Origin of the sequence: Xenorhabdus poinarii G6 (genome assembly GCF_000968175.1) — a bacterium.
Classification (GTDB): domain Bacteria; phylum Pseudomonadota; class Gammaproteobacteria; order Enterobacterales; family Enterobacteriaceae; genus Xenorhabdus; species Xenorhabdus poinarii.
The window spans coordinates 2,555,695-2,572,381 of the sequence record NZ_FO704551.1 but is presented as its reverse complement, the minus strand read 5'-3'; the positions used below and the strand labels follow the sequence as shown (position 1 = coordinate 2,572,381).

The following is a 16,687-nucleotide window of genomic DNA, read 5'->3' as shown; positions in this document are numbered from 1 at the left end:
AGACAGATGGAATACCTACCCATCACTCTGGACGCTACACTCCGTGAGAAAGCCTTTAGCTCGCCACAGCAGCCCCTGTTGGTTGATGCTCTAAAGCCCGAATCAGCCATTGAGTATCGATGGAAAGAAACCAATATGCTAGTTGATGCTCTGGCTTGGCAATTTGCGGATTTACCCGGAGAGGGTATCGGTATCATACTGGATAACAGCTATTACTGCCTGTGTATGATTTATGGCGTTATTCGCTCAGGGAAAAATGTGATCTTAATCGATTCTGAATGGGGTATCACAGCAAAGCGGACCATTATTGATGAGATGGCGTTACAGGCATTAGTTAGTGCCGCACCTATTCAGGATGAGTTTGCTATATTACAGTTTATTCCTGATTTTTCATCTGGTTATTCTGAGGTTTTTAACGAGTACGCAGCTACAAACAGCAGAATGATTATTTTTACTTCGGGAACCACAGGTAAACCGAAAGGTATCGTCCTCAGTCAACAGGCTATGGTGAACGCGTATGCGATTGGTCAGCGCTGCCTAAAGGTAGGCGAACATACACGTGTTGGCTGTTTTTATCGGGTAAGCGGATGATCTTCCCAGCGACAACCCGCCACCTGAACCAGCGTATTAAGATCCGCCTGTTCTCGCAAGGCATACACCACATAGTAAGCCCGTTCCTGTCTACTATCCCGGCTGCGGCGAACCAACAGATAATGACCATAACGCCGCTCCTCTTCACTGAGCTGTAAACGCCATAATGGCACGACAGCCCAGTCATACTCACGCTCACCTTTTGTTCCCATTCCCGCTGACCGTGTTTTCCAGTCAGCGGAAGTCAGGGTATCGGCAATCCGTTCAGCACGGAGATATTTGGGTCCTTACCACCATAAAGGGGTATTACAGGGAATGGCTAACACGAAGGGCTGGTGTCGGGACGCCAGCCAGACCCTCAGACGACGGTCACGGCCATACACTTCATCCGCAGTCACCCAGCAACAGGGCACGCCAGCATCCCATGTCCGTTCCAGCATCTGCCGGGCTAACTGGGGTTTCGTTGCAAACGTGACACTGGCCGGGATACCCGCAGCTTCACAGCGGGCACGGTCATCGATCCATTGGCGAGGCAGGTATAAGGCCCGGTCAATAAAAGCATGACCGCCGTGGCCGGCGTAACACAGAAATACGCCTATCTGGCTGTTTTCTACTCGTCCAGCGGTCCCACTATACTGACGCTGTACCCCGGCAGAATGGGTCCCTTTTTTGATAAAACCGGTTTCATCAAGGATGAGAACCCCCTGTTCATCGCCCAAATGTTCAGTGACATAATCCCGCAGGATATCGCGGGCCATCTCGACATCCCAATCAGCGCGTTCCAGCAAATATTGAATGCCATCGGGGGAACTTTCCCCTAGCCATTCAGCCAGTTGCCAGCTATTCTTACGTTCAACATCACTGAGCAATCCCCGAAGATAGGCGAGGCTGCGTTGTCGTGGGCCGGTAGAGTGAAATAAGGGAGTCAGACGGGCATGTAATGCCTGTAGCGCCTGTTCCCAGATTTTGGCAGGGGATGGCATGTGACACCACCTTTGATTTAAGGAAGAAGAACCCCATCATGGCACAATATGGATTACGGCTGTAGTATTAATGAGCTGGCTGATATTATTGAACAGCAACGCTACGATACGTCGGCGTTAGGCGGCAACCGCGTTTATCAGTTGTTGCAAACCCGCATTGACCTGCTGGATATCTACAAACTGGGACACGTTCGTGCCCAACCCGTGCATCGCCTGGAATATAAAACCAACCGAAAAAGCCCGGCTGCTGCCCAGACCATGCACAGTCTGGCCTGTGAACTGTTCTCCGAATGGACCGCGAAGTTTGATGCCGTATTGGCTAAACAATCGACTGGGGATGCGCAATGAATGTTATCTGGCATGCGGGAAAACCCCGGTATTTAACCGCAAACGACGTCCTGTTCTGGGTCTCTTCGCCCCGTCTGCAACAACGGTTAGTCAATGCACTGAATAGGGTCGGCAAGGAGGTCACTGATGAATATAGATCATGACTTTTTACAGGCGGTCAGCAAAGAGCAGCCCAGCTATGGCTATGCGGAAGTGTCGGTGATTGGCGGGCTGGTGCTGGAGAATGATCGCTGGGATGACATAGTTCAGTTACTGGTACCTGAAGACTTTTTCTTTCCGGCTCACCGGATAATGTATCAGGCCATTGCTGAACTGACCGAAAAAATACACCGTATGATCTGATTACTCTGACCGATATGCTGAGCCAACGGGGACAAATCGACAGCATAGGGGGGGTTGCCTATGTGGCAGAGGTGTGTAAAAACACCCCCAGTGCCGCCAATATCATGGAATATGCCCGTATTGTGGCGGAGAAAAGTCAGCTGCGTCAGTTACTGGCACTGGGCAACGCTATCAGTGCGGAGGTCTTTCAGCCTAATGCACGGGCAGTCACCATTGCCGAACAGGCAGAACGCCAGCTGTTTAATCTGGCGGAAAAAGGCGCCGTTCGGCAGCATCAGGCTGTGACCCTGCTGCAAGGGGCGGATGCCCTGATTTTCCATCTGGAGCGAATACAGGGCAGCAACGGGATTACCGGGACGCCAACGGGATTTCAGATTCTCGATGAAAAAACCTGCGGTTTGTAGCCCGGCGATTTGATTCTGCACCTTTACCGCGATGAAGTCTATCACGAGAACACGCCGGATGCGGGGATTGCCGAAATCATTATCGGTAAGCAGCGTCAGGGACCGACGGGCACGGTGCGGGTGCGCTTTGACGGTCAATATACCCGTTTTTCGGACTTATCAGCAGATAACTATGGTGGCGGGAGTTAACCAATGACACAGCAAAATCTCAGTCTGGGCAATGCCCTGTTACAGCCCTGTCTCTTGATCACATCTCCGAATCAAGAGATAGGGCAAGTTGGTACCTTCAAGTAAGGTTTGTAGTTTGAACCAACCTTCCCATCGCCTCTGCCAGCCTACTATTCCGGTTCGTTTACTGTCATTCCAACCAGCGAGCCTCCCTAATTTTAAATAGGCCCAATGTAAGCTAGGTACTTGTTTGGGGAGTGTCTTCGACTCTGTTTTTAACCATAATAATTTCCATGCTATCGGACTCAGTAGGCTTTCACATGCTAGGTTTTAGCGCGTTCTGTTTGCAAACTAAGATAGCGCAACTGCTGGATACGAACCGCAATAAAGGCTAATACAACGATCATTCGTTCCAAATTGTTTTTGCTTTACATACGAAGTTCTTCGACTTGGGTTCCCCCTGTTTTCCATGATTTATGAAAATCCTCGATTAACCAACGCTTCTCATAATACTCAAGGATTTTCTGTGCTTGCTCAGCTGTTGTAACAGGTTCACTGGTTAAAAGGTGCCAACATAATCCTTCATTATCACCTTGTTCCTGACAACCAACATAAAAAAGTGAGAGGGAATGACCCGTTTTATTTGAGGGGGTTTTTATTGAAATCGGCGCAAATCGAATATCACAGATGGCATCTCTTGATTGACGACCGCCTTTTTGTTGAACATGAACGCTCCGTTCCCCAGCACGGCATAGCGATGCACTAAATGGGTGAAGTCTATCATCAGCTTGCTCAATGCATCGACTTTGCATGGAGCGAACAACAAACCGCTGTTGTTGTGTTTTATATCGAAGATATTCAATGATATCCGCTTTTCTGTCACAAACAGAGATGACGTTGTTCATTTGTTCGCCGAGTCTCAATGACATAGCTTGCGAGGCGCGTTGCCATTGATAACTCTCTTTATCTTCATAAGCGCGCCGGTTTCGGTCTTTACGTTGCCCATAAGAAGCACTATCCCGAGTCCAACGATGTTGTTCAATTAAGCCAATAACCTGCTGCTCCTCTGGTGAAAAGAGTAAAACAGAATGAACTTGCAAACCGGATGAATTTTTGTGAGATGTTGTATGACCTAGCTCACAGGCTGCTGTTGGATGCTTAAACTCCAAAGAAGTGCTGTCTTCCAACGCGAATAAACCGTTGTGAGCCATACAGGCATCAACCGTTGCCGCAAAACCGGCTTCAGCAATGGCTTGGGCGTCAATATCATCGTTACGAACAAAACGATAAGCTGCTTCAATATCAGCGCTTGAAGAATGAGATTGCACAATGGATTTTCCCGTATTAGCCGCCAGTTGGCTAGCAAGCAGAATAAGTCTTTTCGTTCGACGTGCATCGCCTAATTTAGCTTGTTGGAATGTTGCTTGCGCCCAGACAGAGGTATCAATAGAAAACATAAAATTATCCTAAAACAGACTGTTAGGATCAGATCAATGTTAACTAAAAAAGTTCAATAAAAATCCCTCGTTGTTATTGAGGGATTTGTGTAGAAGAGACAGGGCAAAGCCGGGAAGCCGGAGGGGGCCATGCTGTTGTGGTATTGGCCTGATATATGGAGGAGAGGTCAAGGTCATGGAAAGAAGAAGGGAAATAGTCACCGTGGCATGGCGTCTATGCACCAGAGAACAACACATGGGTGTCAAAAGAAGAAAAGGACAGAGAGCGGCCGTGGCGAAGCCACAGCAGCGTTCTGTCCCGGTATTTTCTACGGTGCCGCGTTTTGGCACTGTCAGCCGCAATCCGGTGCGGTCATGTATTCACGTCATCAGCAAAGGGACTCAACGGCCAACGAGACTTTCCAGCGGAATATTGAACTGGCGGTGAAGATTACGGATCATGGGCAGTGTCAATTTTCGAGTGCCATTCAAAATCTCATATACCCTGTTTGACCTGCCGATAGCCGACTCCAGATCCTTGATTGTCAATTCCTGTTGTTCCATCCGAAATTTGATAGCCTCAATGGGATCGGGCGGTTCAATGGGGTAATGTTTTTTCTCGTACTCTTCAATGAGCAGGCAAACTACTTCAAAAAAATCGCCTTCGGGGGTATCGATTTCTGGTTCTTTGTCAAAGAAGGGTTCGACGGCCTTCAGCGCGGCCTTATAATCATCATCATTACGAATTGGTCTGATTTTCATTATGTTATTCCAGTTCTACCGTATCGGCATCAATGACATCATACTGGCGGTGTGTGCCGATGAATTTCACGAACATCCATCCCCGTTGGTATGCAATCGCGACGATCAACCGATATGCATTTCCTTTAATGTTAAATACCACGCGCCGATTTTTCAGGATGCTGGCGCTGCGGTATTGCTCTTTGATCTCTGCCGGAGTATTCCAGTTTGCGCGTGAGGCTTCATCTACCCACGCTTTCAGGGGCTGTTCCGCATCGGGATACTCCGCCCAAAAATCCCGCAATATCTTGACCGATATGATTTTCATACAATCATACTAGTCCCATAATGGGACTAAATCAAGTTATTTATCCCATATTGGGACTATCTTTTATCATCCAAAACGGAATATTTGAAAAAAGTACCGTATTGCGCCAGCAAAAACGCCGACGCCATGCCTGGATCTGATCTATCAGGTCATCATCAACAATGCCCCGCCGTTCCTGTCGTCTGTACTAGGTTGCCAGTTCGCCCAGCGTGACAAACGCGAGCGTCATTTCTGCCGCCTTGCGGCGGCAGTCTCCTGTCCGTCACGCAGCGACTTTATCGTCAGCGGGATCATCACTTTCAGCCGCCGATGTGGCGACGGTGTCACCCTCTGCTTTCATCCATGCTGGCACCCAACGAGTTTTGCCAATTTCTGCCTCCGCCATCGCCGCTGCATCCCCTTTTTTCATCTTGAGTGCAGATTGCGCCTGTGGCGTAAATCCGGCCTCTGTCAGTGCATCGGCAATCTGTTCCTTCTTGATCCGGCTGAAATACCCCTCTGCCGTGGGTTGCCACCAGTCACGCAGATCAAAGTTCAATACACTTTCCAGCCTGTCGAGCTTGCTGTTACTCGTTTTGCCATACTGGCGTTCCTGAACACCGTCAATGCCGAAAACCGTACAGAAACCCAACAGGGCATTGACCTGTTCGACAGACCACGCCAGCAACAAGTCGTAATCTGCCGACCAGTTTTCCGGCAATTTGGCTGCTATCCGGGCTTTTTCCTGCATCAGAAACAGGTAGGCTTTTCCCTGTTTGCCAGACGGGGCATTGCCGATCAAGGCGCCCTGCTGTGTGGTCAGACTGGCCTTGAAGCAATCGGCACTTTTTGACCAACCGTTACCAAAAATTTTCAGGCAGCATGACCACGTTAACAGGGCGACAGCGACCGTAGGCTGTTCTGCCAATGCGGCCTGTACAGCCAATGTGCGCTCGCAAGACATTGCCGTGATCAACTTTTCCGATACGCTATCGACGTCCTTTTTTTCCGGTTCTGAGGGGCGGGTGGCACTGGCGGTGTTGCTGTCTTGCGTTGGGATATGCAACCGCCTTTATCAACGTCAGGCGGCACCGAGAGCGACCTTACGTTTATATAGAAAGTCTGTCCGAAGGCGACCAACCGCAGATCCGTCATTAATTATCCTTCCCTTACACTTCCTGCCTGGCCATCAGCGTAAACTGGTGGGGCAGGGAGGTATCATCCTCAGGCTCTGCCTGCCAGTCACAGCGCTTAAACAACTTCATCACACCTGCTACGTTTCCGTCAGATGTAGTGGCACACTGAATCAGGGTTCCAGCTCGGAATCACAAGAGTAATGGTGAATACCGGGAAAACAGGACAACGCCCGCGAAGCACTTCACGATGCACAGAGTATTTTGTATCCGTAATTTTTCTGCTCCCTGACAGCCAGAATCTTCAGGCTGCCAGGGTAAGTGTTGTTCTATTTATCCATGCCCCTTTTTAGAACGAATCATCAGCACAGCAGAAAGCGATATCACTAATGAAATAATCAGCATTACCAGCAGAGTATTACTGAACGCCTGGGTATACACACTTTCAAGCCAGTCAGTCTGCTCTGCGCTTGCTGAGGAAAACGCATTCCCCGAAACAACATCCGCCAGATACTGTTTAGATGTAATCCCCTCAGGTACAGGCCTGGAGACCAATGAGTGAAAAATACCGGTCGACATCAAGGAACCATAGATGGCAACCGCGATAGCCTCACTCCCCAGACGGAAGGTATTGAGTATACCGGCAGCACGTCCCACTTCATGAACAGACACCACACTCAGCGCTATACCATCAACCAGACCTGCCGACAGCCCCATCCCCCCGCCCACCAAAAACAGGCTCAGCAGAATTTGCCACATCGACATGCTGCCTTGGTTGAAGATCCACAGCAACAGCAGGCCACCGACGAACAACACCAGGCTAATCACCAGCAGTAAATTGGCAGATACACCGCGCGTCACCAGCTTGCCCGCGACAATCGGCAGTACCAGTACCGGCAAGGTCAGCGCCAGCATCACCAGCCCGGATTCGAGCGGCGAGAGGCTTTTCATGGCAATAAGCCAGGTCGGGAACCAGGTCAGCAGCGTCACGAAGCAGAAGCTTGCGACAACTGGGATAAGGAGCATCGACAGGAAATAGTGATTACCGAGCAGCGCAAAATTAACCATCGGATTCGGCGAACGCTTCTCTATCGCTACGAAAAACAGCAGCAGTACCAGCCCGGAGCCCAGCAGACTCAGGGTGATGTTATCGCTCCAGCCAAGTTCAGCGCCCTGGGTGATGCCAGTCATCAGCAGGAACAGCGAGACGATAAAGAGCAGGATCCCGGCGATATCGAGCGACGGCTTCTCTGCCTTCTTCACCGCCGCCGGAATGGTGACGGCCAGGATCAGAACCACGAACAGCGCAATGGCGTGGACGACGAAGATGTCGCGCCAGCCTGCCACGTTCAGCAGCCAGCCGGAGATGGTGGGACCAAAGGTGATACCCAGCCCAGCTATGGTGCCAAACAGCGCAAACGCACGGGTGCGCTGGGTGCCGCTGAAGGTTTGAATGAGGATAGCGCTACCGCAGGAGAAAATCGCCGCACCGCCGATGCCCGCCAGCGCACGCGCCGCGTCCAACACATAGATATTCCCGGCGCTCCATGAAAGCACGGAGGCAAGGAAATAGAGCCCGGCACCGGCAATAAATGAGCGCTTACTGCCAAACACGTCAGCAAGACCTCCCCAGGCCAGGGTAAAGCTGGCGAAGGTCAGGTTAAAGGCGTTGACCACCCACTGCAACGAAGCGGTTTGCGAGTGGAGATCGGCGCTTATCGCCGGGAGGGCAATCGCCGTCCCGGAAATAGACGTCGGTACCACGAACACTGCAATCAGAATGCAGAGCAGGATCATGGTTTGCGATGACTTTGCTTCAACAACTTGTGTTTCCATTATTTAACCTTATTTCGGATAATACAAACCGGGAGCTGTGCAGGTCTCCTGAGAATAATTCCTTCATTCCAGATAAAGTTTTCCGGTAATACGTGGTCTGATAACCGTAAACCAGGGGCAAGTCGGGCTATTGTTTTTATTGCCGTATAGATTTCCAGTTTTGCCAGTTCCTGCCCCATGCAGTGATGCATACCATAGCCAAATTGCAGATGGCGTGGGCCGTTGCGGAACGGGTCAATCGTTAAGGGTGAGGCGTACACCGACGGGTCGCGGTTAGCGAGAAACACGTCCGGGAAAATCGTTGCCCCGGCCGGGATAGTGACGCCGGAAAGCTCGATGGCTTCGCTACAGATGCGTGGAAACGCCGAGGCGGTGCCGAGGTTGGTCAGACGAATCAGTTCATCCGATACCTGCTCCGTGGTTTCCGGGAAATCCACCACCTGTTGCCACAGCGTTTCAGTACACAACAGCGCGTAGAAAATCTTGGTCATCACCGTCAGGGTATTCTGATCACCGCCCAGCAGCGAGCCGAGCAGAATGGCGGTAATTTCTTCATCGTTTAGCGGCGGCGTGGCGCTTTCACGCATCGCGACGAAGCGGGCAATCAGCCCATCGTCCGCGTGTTGCCGTTCGCCGGTAACGTGCTCAAACAGGTACTGATAGAGCGCGGTAAACTTCTCAATGAGATCTTCCACCTTCTGAGGGTTGGCTTTTTGCACCGTCACGCTGAGTACGCGGAAGTACTCTTTCTCTACCAGAGGAATGCCGAGCAACAGGCAGTTAATCTGCGCCACCAACGGGTCGAGCACGTCCTGATACAAGTCGAACGAGTCTCCCCTGCAGGCGGCCTGCATCAGCGTTTCTATCGCGTCCACCATGTGTGGCGCAAGCCACGCCAGGCCGCTGGCGCTGTAGTCTTTCGCCGCGAAGCGCTTCATCCGCGCGTGGTGCGGAAAGTCGAGGTTCAGCAGTAAATCTTTCGGCGTCAGCGTCGGTAAAATGCTGGGCCCGTTCGGTTCGTTCGACGGCCCGCGCAGGCAGGTATTGCTGGTCAGCACTTTTTTAACGTCGTGATAGTTGATCACGTGCCAAGCCTCATGGCCGCTCAGCAATTTGATTTTGCCTGCCCGCTGGTAGCTTGCGGGCTCCAGCACTTCATAGCCCGGCGTGCAGTTGTAATTCGGAATGGTGGCAACGGATGGCCACGCAAAAGCGGTGGTATTCACAGGAAGATCTCCTGTCGTAGCAGCACGGCGGTAACCTCTGCCACTGCGCTGGAGTTGTCTTTGAAATGCACGCTATTCCAGCCGTTCTGTTCGGCGGCCATGCAGTTCTCCAGAACATCATCGATCAACAGATTCTCGTGCGGACGCACACCAGCGCGCTCGGTGGCGATGGCGAAGATCTCCGCCTCCGGTTTACGACAACCCACTTTGCAGGAATCGACGATGACATCGGCCTCTTCGCTGATGCCAATCACCCGCTTCCAGTGGTCTTCCCATTCCACCACGTTATTAGTGAGGATCCCCACCTTTAGCCCGGCGGCTTTTACCTTGCGGAACAAATCAATCATCAACTGGTTAGGCAGAATACCGTCGAACCACTGTTCGTCAAACTGCTCGAGCCTGGCCCTTGAGAGATTCAGTTCCGGGATGGATTGATTAAGTTTATGGCGAATGCCCCCGCCCCATTCGCGCTCGGTAATAATCGCTTTTTCAATCGGTGTCAGCACACCCATATTCAAATCGTCGGCAACTTCTTTCATTGCCCGCTGGAGTACTGCTGGAGGGATACCGGTCTTCAGATAATAAGAGGTAAAAAGATCCGGAATAGACGGCGACAGTACACCACCAAAATCAAACCATATTATTTTCATCATTTTTTACTTAAACGTTATGGTAAGTTCAGCCTCTGAGACCTGTTTCTCGTCCTGAGTGATCGTCATGGGAATAACGGTGCTTTTTTTGTCACCGGTGAGATAAATTTCACCCAGCCGCGCATGACAATAAACCGGCTTATGGAATTCACAAAAGCGCGTGAAATTCACGTTGTAGCGACTAATCACCAGATCGAAACTCTGCGTTATGGGACGGCGAAGAAATTATGCGTCACGTAAATTGATGTTTGTCGGCAAATTTCCAGCAATAAAATGGCGTCGTACACTCGTTCGCTCGATTTCCGGTACGGAAAATCGTTAAAGTAAATATGCGACTTTGGTAAATAACCTGCGGTTATGTATTTATTATCGTGGATCTTTCTGATGTCTGTTAAAAATACTTCCCCTACCGCCGCACGATGAACACAGGATTTTGGTATGGTGTTCTGATAATTATATGAGCCGGTCCTGATTATGAATTCTGATTCAACATCTTCGATAAAAGACATGTTATCCCCATTAAATCAATCACTAACCTCCGGATTAGGGTAATCTTACTCACTCGTAGTAAGATTACCATCAATTGTTCGCATAAAATCAAACGTATCACTGAATACATACATTCGATATCTATCGAACATCTATTAAAATTCAGGATTCCTAGATTTTTGTCAAGAATCTTTAAAAAAAATCAGTAAATCAGGAGAAAGAATGGAAGAAAAGGTCGCCGAAGAGGCAGTTGCCTTTGATATGGTTAAGGTTTTCAAAGCTCTTGCCGACCCAGTGAGGCTAACAATTGTGCGTGCATTGCTGGCTGACAAGCCAGGAGCCGAACGACATTGTTCAACCTTTGGACTGACTGTCACACGCGCGACACGTTCGCATCACTTTAGAGTATTGCGTGAAGCAGGTCTTATTCGGGTTGTGGACAAAGGTAATATGGCCGTCGCCATATTATGCCGGCAATCAATTGAAAAAGAACTGCCAGGTCTGATGCAACTCATTAATTATACTAATAAATAAAGGGGATCCGTGTGGTGAGCAAGGAAGCTCATTAGCCTGTGCAACCCGATCGTTGCCAGAGTATCACCCGGGAGCAGAAAATGATGAATGAAACTCAGCAGGATATGGGGTCTGATGCTCAGTGGAACGAAAACTCACGCTAAAGCAGGCACCGCTGTAAAGAAAGCGGCAAAAACAGAGCGTTATTACACCGTGGGATACGTGCCGCAATGTGGCAGGCCCAACCCTGCCCCGGCCATCACCCTCAAGGGCCGCTGGCTGGAGGAACTGGGATTTTTAACCAACCACCCGGTCACGGTCACCGCTGAACGCGGACGGCTGGTGATTCAGGCGGAGATTGGGGTGTAGCGGGGAATGGACAGGCCGGAAGGATCGCAGAGATCTTTCCGACTTTTGACTTATTGACCGATAATAATTATGTCTGGCTTGCTATCTTTCTTATAAAAATCATTCAGATGCTCATGTCCGAACTTGTCGCCATGAGCCTCCATTAATTTTGCTGTATTGTTTAGAAACTCGATAAAATCATTAAGTTCTTTTAACGATAGCTGAAGTGTAACCTCACTAAGCGATACTAAATCGCTATCATCAGATTCATAACCGTAGATTTTCATAAATACCTTCAATTACTCAGGTGGTGTCCAGCCGTGATCTCGAAGCCAATTCCTAGCTTTTTTACTCGGATTCGGCATTCCTTTATGTGCGTCATGAATTCCGCCACTTTGATTGGATGAAGTTCCATCTTTATAGTGAACATGCGGCTCTTGCCCAGGAATATGCCCCTTGTCGACTCGAATAATATCTCTAGGAGCTTGTCCTCGTTCGACCTGTTTTTGCATATTTCCAGGAGAAGAAATTTTACCATTTACACCTGAACAACAATCTGATCTTACCCAGCCCCAGCGGATTATGCACATACCCATACGGGTTCACGCCCCCCGCCAGCCCTATCGGATCTTAGGGATTACCCCGACACGACCATACTTTTTAGGCGAGATTTTTTCTTTAATAACAGCCTGTTAAAGAGCCTGTTTTACCCGTTGGGGTAAAGATTTTTTTGCCCGATCCCCGATGTGTACTTTCAGGCTATTGTGCCCGTTTGCTGTGGTGCAGTATAGCACCTGTGCTCGCGCACGTTGGCTCAACAGCCTGATTTTATGAGGTATTTCCCTTTCGGCAACGGGCGAATGGCGTCCGGTTTACCGGACGACGGGCGGCCGTTCTGCGGGTGCGGGGCGGGGGAGGTAAATTAACGGAGGCCGTCAGGCCGACCTGCCTTCAGGGTTGTTGGCCTGACGTGGCAAGGCCGCTAAAGAAGAACGCGGGTTTTTGGCCGGGGCTGACGGGCAGTCCGGCCACGGTCTGCCCCCGCACCGCACCCAGCGAACTCAACGGGGACGGGCGGATTGTCAGCCCCGCCGCTGTGGGTTGTCCGGTGCCGGGCTTTCCGCCACACTGTGCCCTGAACCGCTCTCCGGCGGCTCGGTGTCGCTGTCCGCCCTGCTGTCACGCTCGGCCGGGTGGGTCTGGTGATGCACCGCCTTTAAGTGTCCGATGGCAACCCGCGTGTAGATTTGCGTCGTTTCCAGCTTTTCATGCCCCAGTATCGCCTGGATATACCGGGTATCCGCCCCGTTCTCCAGCATCTGCGTGGCCATCGAATGGCGGAACAGGTGGCACGCCCCCGGCTTGTTCAGTCTGGCCTGTTCCCGGATGGCTTTCCCGGCCATCAGCGTCACTGTGCTGCGTGCCAGTGGTTGGCCTTTGATGGTGATAAACAGATAACCGCTGTCATATTTCCACGCCAGCCGGGGGCGGACGTCGGCCAGATAACGGTTTACCCATGACAGCGCCCGCTCACCGATGGGGACGACCCGGTCTTTGTTGCCTTTTCCCTGCCGCACCACGATAACGCCCCGTCCGCTGTCAATATCACCCAGCCTCAGGTTAATCAGTTCATTACGGCGGATACCCGTACTCCAGAACACTTCCAGCAGGGCACGGTTACGCAACCCCAGCGGGGTCTGGATATCAATGCTCATCAGCACCGATTCGGTTTCGGTCTCACTTAACACCTGTGCGGGCAGGCGCTTTTCTTCTTTCGGCATGGCCAGCAGCTCCGCCGGGTTATACAGGATATGATGGCGTTTCAGCAGCCAGCGGAACCAGCCCCGCAACGCACTCAGGCGGCTTATCAGGCCGCCGTTGGTGTAATACTGCCCGTCGGCCTTGCGGTAACTGCGCAGGTAACGCTGCCAGCTCTCCAGCAACGCCAGTGAGACCTGTGGCGCATGGCGGACGTCACGCCGTTCGCACCAGTCCACGAACGGGCGCAGCCGCTCCCGGTAGGCTTCCTGTGTGCGTTTGCTGTATCCATGGTCAACAACGGTATCCAGATACGCCGCAAGCTGCTGGCGCAGGGTCGCAAGGGTAAAAGTCGGTTGGGTTTCCATGACGGTTTTCCTCTGTGGGAAGGTGAACAGGCCGTTCCATCACATCACTACATTCAGCCAGTGGGGCGTTAAAGCCGGGCACGGTCAGACGAGCACCCATCTTGGCATGGGGTACCGCTATCTGAGTGATAACTGGCTCTGGGGAGCTAATGCGTTCTGGGATGCACTATGGCCGGAGCAGCATCACCGTTACGGTATCGGGTTAGAAGCCTGGCATGATAACGTCAAACTGTCTGCCAACCTTTACCAGCGCTTATCCGGCTGGAAAACATCCCGGCAAGTCACCGATTATGATGCACGCCCCGCCAACGGCTGGGATATCCGGGTAGAAGACGGGTTACCCGCGTTGCCGCACTGGGGCGGGCAGGTGATGTTTGAACAATACTACGGACAGCAAGTGGGTTTATTCGGTGACAACAAACGTCAGCACAATCCTTACAGCCTGACGGCCGGGCTGACATACACGCCAGTGCCGTTAGTTACATTGGGCGCGGATGTCCGGCAGGGAAAACAGGATCACCGGGATAACCGTTTTACGCTGGCACTCAATTATCAGCTGGGCGTCCCGCTGGCACAACAGCTCGATCCCAACGCAGTCGTGCCGTTACGCAGCCTGACATTCAGACGGACAGATTTTGTCAACCGGAATCATAATATGGTGCTGGACTACCGCAAGCAGACGCTGATAACACTGGATTTTCCCGCTCAGCTTAAAGGCGATGCAGGCAAAATCATCACTTTTACGCCACGAATTACCTCCAAATATCTGCTGGCGCGTTTAGAACTCCGGGCTGATGAATTACAGCAAGCCGGCGGCAGAATTGTTCATCAGACGCCTGATAAAATCATGCTGCTTTTGCCGAAAGCCATCGATAAAGTGATCCGGCTTTCCGGCATTGCCATTGATAAACATGGCAATCGTTCCCGGCCATCGGAAACCACCCTTTTTATCCAGCCGACGGGAATCCATGTGCAGGTTACCGCAAACCGGGCGCAGGCAAGGGCGGACGGTCAGGACAGTGTGATGTATACCGTGATGGTGAAAGATCGTGACGGGGAACCTGTTCCCGATCAAACGGTGAGCTGGTCAAGTGACAAAGGCAAACTTTCACAAACCACACAGAAAACCGATGCACAGGGACTGGCGGCGGTGTTGTTGAGCAGCCATCATGGTGGGGAGCATAGCGTACAGGTTTCGGTCGGTGATAATGTCATTGTGGCTTTGCCGGTGCACTTCAGCGCGGTATTGAAGCCTGTTATCACCGCAGATAAAACGCAGGCCAAAGCGGATGGTCAGGATGCCGTGACATTGACCATCACTGTAAAGGATGCCGCCGGCGTTCCCGTTCCCCATCAGGCCGTTAAGTGGCAAACCAGCCGGGGCAAATTCCTGACCTCGTCGTCAACAACCAATAATCACGGGCAGGCTACCGCGGCATTAGTCAGTTTACCCTCCGGTATCGCAGAGGTGTCGGTGACTATCGGTGAAGAAACGCTCACGGCATCACCGGTTGAATTTTTACCCGCCCTGACCCATACGTTGATCTGTGACAAAAGTACAGCCATTGCCGATGGACAGGACAGTGCGCTTTGCACGGTTGATGTGCGTGATGCGGCTGACCAGCCGATGGCAGGGAGGGAAATCGTCTGGTCAACGGATCATGGCCAGATTGCCGATGAACAGATTATCACCGACAGCAGGGGGAAAGCCCATGCCCGGGTTATCAGCCGGAAAGTCGGCGTCGCCCGTGTCCGCGCTGACCTATCAGGTACCATCATCACGGCGGGCGGGGTCACGTTTGAGCGTCAGTTGCAATCCGTTATCATTACGGATAAAACCCACGCCAGCGGCGACGGGCAGGAAGCTATTGTGCTGACCGCGATTGTTGAAGATGCGCTGGGGTTGCCGGTTGAAAATCAGGTCGTCATCTGGCACACCGACAACGGTGTCCTGTCATCGGCAGAGACCCGAACCAACTCGCAGGGGGAGGCACAAATTCAACTGGCCAGCACCGTTGCTGGGGAGCATCGGGTATGGATCCAGATTGATGATAAGACGGTGACTGCCCCGACGCTCTGGTTTGATGATGTGCTGACATCCACCCTGCGTGCAGATAAAACCCGCATTATTGCCAATGGTCAGGATAGCGTCACATTGATCGTAACGGTGAAAAACCTGACTGGACAACCCGCCGTCGGTATCCCTGTCTGGTGGCGCTCGGACAACGGCCACTTTACAGATGCACAGATTGAAACCGATGAAAACGGCGAAGCCCACGCGACACTGATCAGCCAGCAGGCAGGCACAGCTTCAGTAACGGCCATTATTGATGACCAGGAGGTTATTTCACCCACAGTCGACTTTATCCCGCCATTACGCATTGCCGATACCGTTGCCGTTGACAGTCAGGGCGGTAATGCTAACCCGAAAGCCTTTGGTACCCGTGGACCTTCAGTTTTCTGGCGTGGCGCGAAATTTCGCATTATCACCGCCGGTAATACAGGCCGGGTGAACTGGCAGAGTGATTCTCCGGCGGTCACGGTATCCGGTGATACGGTGGTCGTACAGCAACGCCCTGACGGTGTGAGACTGACAGGGACCGATGAGGCAGGGCTGCAGGTGGTACTGACCTTAACGAGTTATACCTGGTTTGAGCGCTCAGGCCTGACGCAAGATTTTTATTTTAATGCAACGCAAATTTGTCAATCACTCGGCAGCCAGATTGCGCCCAAATATGCACTTGAACGGCTTTATGAAGAGTGGGGGAATTTTTATCATTATGAAGGCTGGGTGAGGGAATTTTATGTGGTTTCCACGGATTATCTTTCTACCAGTTCCGGTTCAATGGATGCGCAGACAAAATGGGCATTCTGGGCAGAATCGGATAGCTGGACGAGTAATGCCTGGCATCGGCTGGCATTTGCGTGTGGAAGCTAAGGCGGTTCTGTGTTTACGTTATTTTGCTTGATCTGCCAGCGTTGTCTGATCTTGCCAATTTAATTCATGATGTTGCTCCTTTCTTTTGTCAAAGAATAGACTCCGTTT

General features: G+C 51.5%; 16 protein-coding genes and 5 pseudogenes. 9 read left to right on the top strand and 12 right to left on the bottom strand.

The features are described from left to right. Positions 1–6: 6 nt before the first annotated feature. Complete coding sequence (locus tag XPG1_RS11945) at positions 7–591, top strand: AMP-binding protein (RefSeq protein WP_045960720.1); 585 nt, start codon at positions 7–9, stop codon at positions 589–591. A gap of 2 nt (positions 592–593) precedes the next feature. Here the strand turns inward: XPG1_RS11945 and XPG1_RS11940 are convergent. Next, positions 594–1,574, bottom strand: a pseudogene (locus tag XPG1_RS11940) (IS701 family transposase); the annotation flags it as partial. A gap of 63 nt (positions 1,575–1,637) precedes the next feature. Here XPG1_RS11940 and XPG1_RS11935 point away from each other — a divergent pair. The 4 genes and pseudogenes from XPG1_RS11935 to XPG1_RS19300 all read left to right on the top strand — a co-directional run. After that, positions 1,638–1,922 (top strand): annotated as a pseudogene (locus tag XPG1_RS11935) (ParA family protein); the annotation flags it as partial. Next, complete coding sequence (locus XPG1_RS18505) at positions 1,919–2,065, top strand: hypothetical protein (protein ID WP_157879487.1); 147 nt, start codon at positions 1,919–1,921, stop codon at positions 2,063–2,065. The pseudogene XPG1_RS11935 and the gene XPG1_RS18505, both read left to right, overlap by 4 nt. Beyond that, positions 2,049–2,668: pseudogene (locus XPG1_RS17680) on the top strand (replicative DNA helicase). Before XPG1_RS18505 ends, XPG1_RS17680 begins: the two are co-directional and overlap by 17 nt. Before the next feature lie 9 nt (positions 2,669–2,677). Then, the gene (locus tag XPG1_RS19300) at positions 2,678–2,857 is read left to right on the top strand and encodes a DnaB-like helicase C-terminal domain-containing protein (protein WP_052708306.1); all 180 of its coding nucleotides are present in this window, start codon (positions 2,678–2,680) and stop codon (positions 2,855–2,857) included. A 39-nt stretch (positions 2,858–2,896) separates the two neighbouring features. Here XPG1_RS19300 and XPG1_RS11925 read toward each other — a convergent pair. Next, a pseudogene (locus tag XPG1_RS11925) lies at positions 2,897–4,293 on the bottom strand (IS4 family transposase). A 175-nt stretch (positions 4,294–4,468) separates the two neighbouring features. Between XPG1_RS11925 and XPG1_RS18500 the strand changes: the two are divergent. Next, positions 4,469–4,720 carry a hypothetical protein gene (locus XPG1_RS18500; RefSeq protein ID WP_157879486.1) on the top strand — a complete coding sequence of 84 codons (252 nt, stop codon included), beginning with the start codon at positions 4,469–4,471 and terminating at the stop codon, positions 4,718–4,720. On the opposite strand, the gene XPG1_RS11920 is transcribed toward XPG1_RS18500, so the two are convergent. The 8 genes and pseudogenes from XPG1_RS11920 to XPG1_RS19185 form a co-directional block, all read right to left on the bottom strand. Then, on the bottom strand, positions 4,675–5,034 hold the full coding sequence (locus tag XPG1_RS11920) for a helix-turn-helix domain-containing protein (protein WP_045959261.1): 360 nt from the start codon (positions 5,032–5,034) through the stop codon (positions 4,675–4,677). The two genes, XPG1_RS18500 and XPG1_RS11920, sit on opposite strands and share 46 nt — an antisense overlap. A 4-nt stretch (positions 5,035–5,038) precedes the next feature. After that, positions 5,039–5,341: a type II toxin-antitoxin system HigB family toxin gene (locus XPG1_RS11915; RefSeq protein WP_045959260.1), complete on the bottom strand. Its 303-nt coding sequence runs from the start codon at positions 5,339–5,341 to the stop codon at positions 5,039–5,041. A gap of 262 nt (positions 5,342–5,603) precedes the next feature. Further along, entirely contained in the window at positions 5,604–6,386 is a 783-nt protein-coding gene (locus XPG1_RS11910; protein WP_052708305.1) for a hypothetical protein, read from the bottom strand. Between the two features lie 103 nt (positions 6,387–6,489). Continuing rightward, positions 6,490–6,603 (bottom strand): annotated as a pseudogene (locus XPG1_RS19295) (DUF2913 family protein); the annotation flags it as partial. A gap of 183 nt (positions 6,604–6,786) precedes the next feature. Further along, positions 6,787–8,289 (bottom strand): MFS transporter, encoded by a 1,503-nt coding sequence (locus XPG1_RS11905; RefSeq protein ID WP_052708304.1) that lies wholly within the window; start codon positions 8,287–8,289, stop codon positions 6,787–6,789. Next, on the bottom strand, positions 8,289–9,515 hold the full coding sequence (locus XPG1_RS11900) for a cytochrome P450 (RefSeq protein WP_045959259.1): 1,227 nt from the start codon (positions 9,513–9,515) through the stop codon (positions 8,289–8,291). The genes XPG1_RS11905 and XPG1_RS11900 overlap by 1 nt, the downstream gene beginning before the upstream one ends. Next, on the bottom strand, positions 9,512–10,168 hold the full coding sequence (locus XPG1_RS11895; protein ID WP_045959258.1) for an HAD family hydrolase: 657 nt from the start codon (positions 10,166–10,168) through the stop codon (positions 9,512–9,514). The genes XPG1_RS11900 and XPG1_RS11895 overlap by 4 nt, the downstream gene beginning before the upstream one ends. 203 nt (positions 10,169–10,371) lie before the next feature. Next, entirely contained in the window at positions 10,372–10,674 is a 303-nt protein-coding gene (locus XPG1_RS19185; protein WP_045959257.1) for an AfsA-related hotdog domain-containing protein, read from the bottom strand. A 202-nt stretch (positions 10,675–10,876) separates the two neighbouring features. Here XPG1_RS19185 and XPG1_RS11885 point away from each other — a divergent pair, with 202 nt between their 5' ends. Together XPG1_RS11885 and XPG1_RS11880 are read left to right on the top strand one after the other, a co-directional pair. Next, the gene (locus XPG1_RS11885) at positions 10,877–11,188 is read left to right on the top strand and encodes an ArsR/SmtB family transcription factor (protein ID WP_045959256.1); all 312 of its coding nucleotides are present in this window, start codon (positions 10,877–10,879) and stop codon (positions 11,186–11,188) included. 87 nt (positions 11,189–11,275) lie between these two features. After that, positions 11,276–11,536: a SymE family type I addiction module toxin gene (locus tag XPG1_RS11880; RefSeq protein ID WP_231853012.1), complete on the top strand. Its 261-nt coding sequence runs from the start codon at positions 11,276–11,278 to the stop codon at positions 11,534–11,536. A 50-nt stretch (positions 11,537–11,586) separates the two neighbouring features. On the opposite strand, the gene XPG1_RS11875 is transcribed toward XPG1_RS11880, so the two are convergent. Both XPG1_RS11875 and xerC read right to left on the bottom strand, forming a co-directional pair. Then, the gene (locus XPG1_RS11875; protein WP_045959255.1) at positions 11,587–11,802 is read right to left on the bottom strand and encodes a hypothetical protein; all 216 of its coding nucleotides are present in this window, start codon (positions 11,800–11,802) and stop codon (positions 11,587–11,589) included. A 795-nt stretch (positions 11,803–12,597) separates the two neighbouring features. Further along, complete coding sequence (gene xerC / locus XPG1_RS11865; RefSeq protein WP_045959253.1) at positions 12,598–13,641, bottom strand: site-specific tyrosine recombinase XerC; 1,044 nt, start codon at positions 13,639–13,641, stop codon at positions 12,598–12,600. On the opposite strand from xerC, the gene XPG1_RS11860 reads away from it, so the two are divergent. Then, on the top strand, positions 13,640–16,579 hold the full coding sequence (locus XPG1_RS11860; protein WP_231853011.1) for an Ig-like domain-containing protein: 2,940 nt from the start codon (positions 13,640–13,642) through the stop codon (positions 16,577–16,579). The two genes, xerC and XPG1_RS11860, sit on opposite strands and share 2 nt — an antisense overlap. Positions 16,580–16,687: the final 108 nt, after the last annotated feature.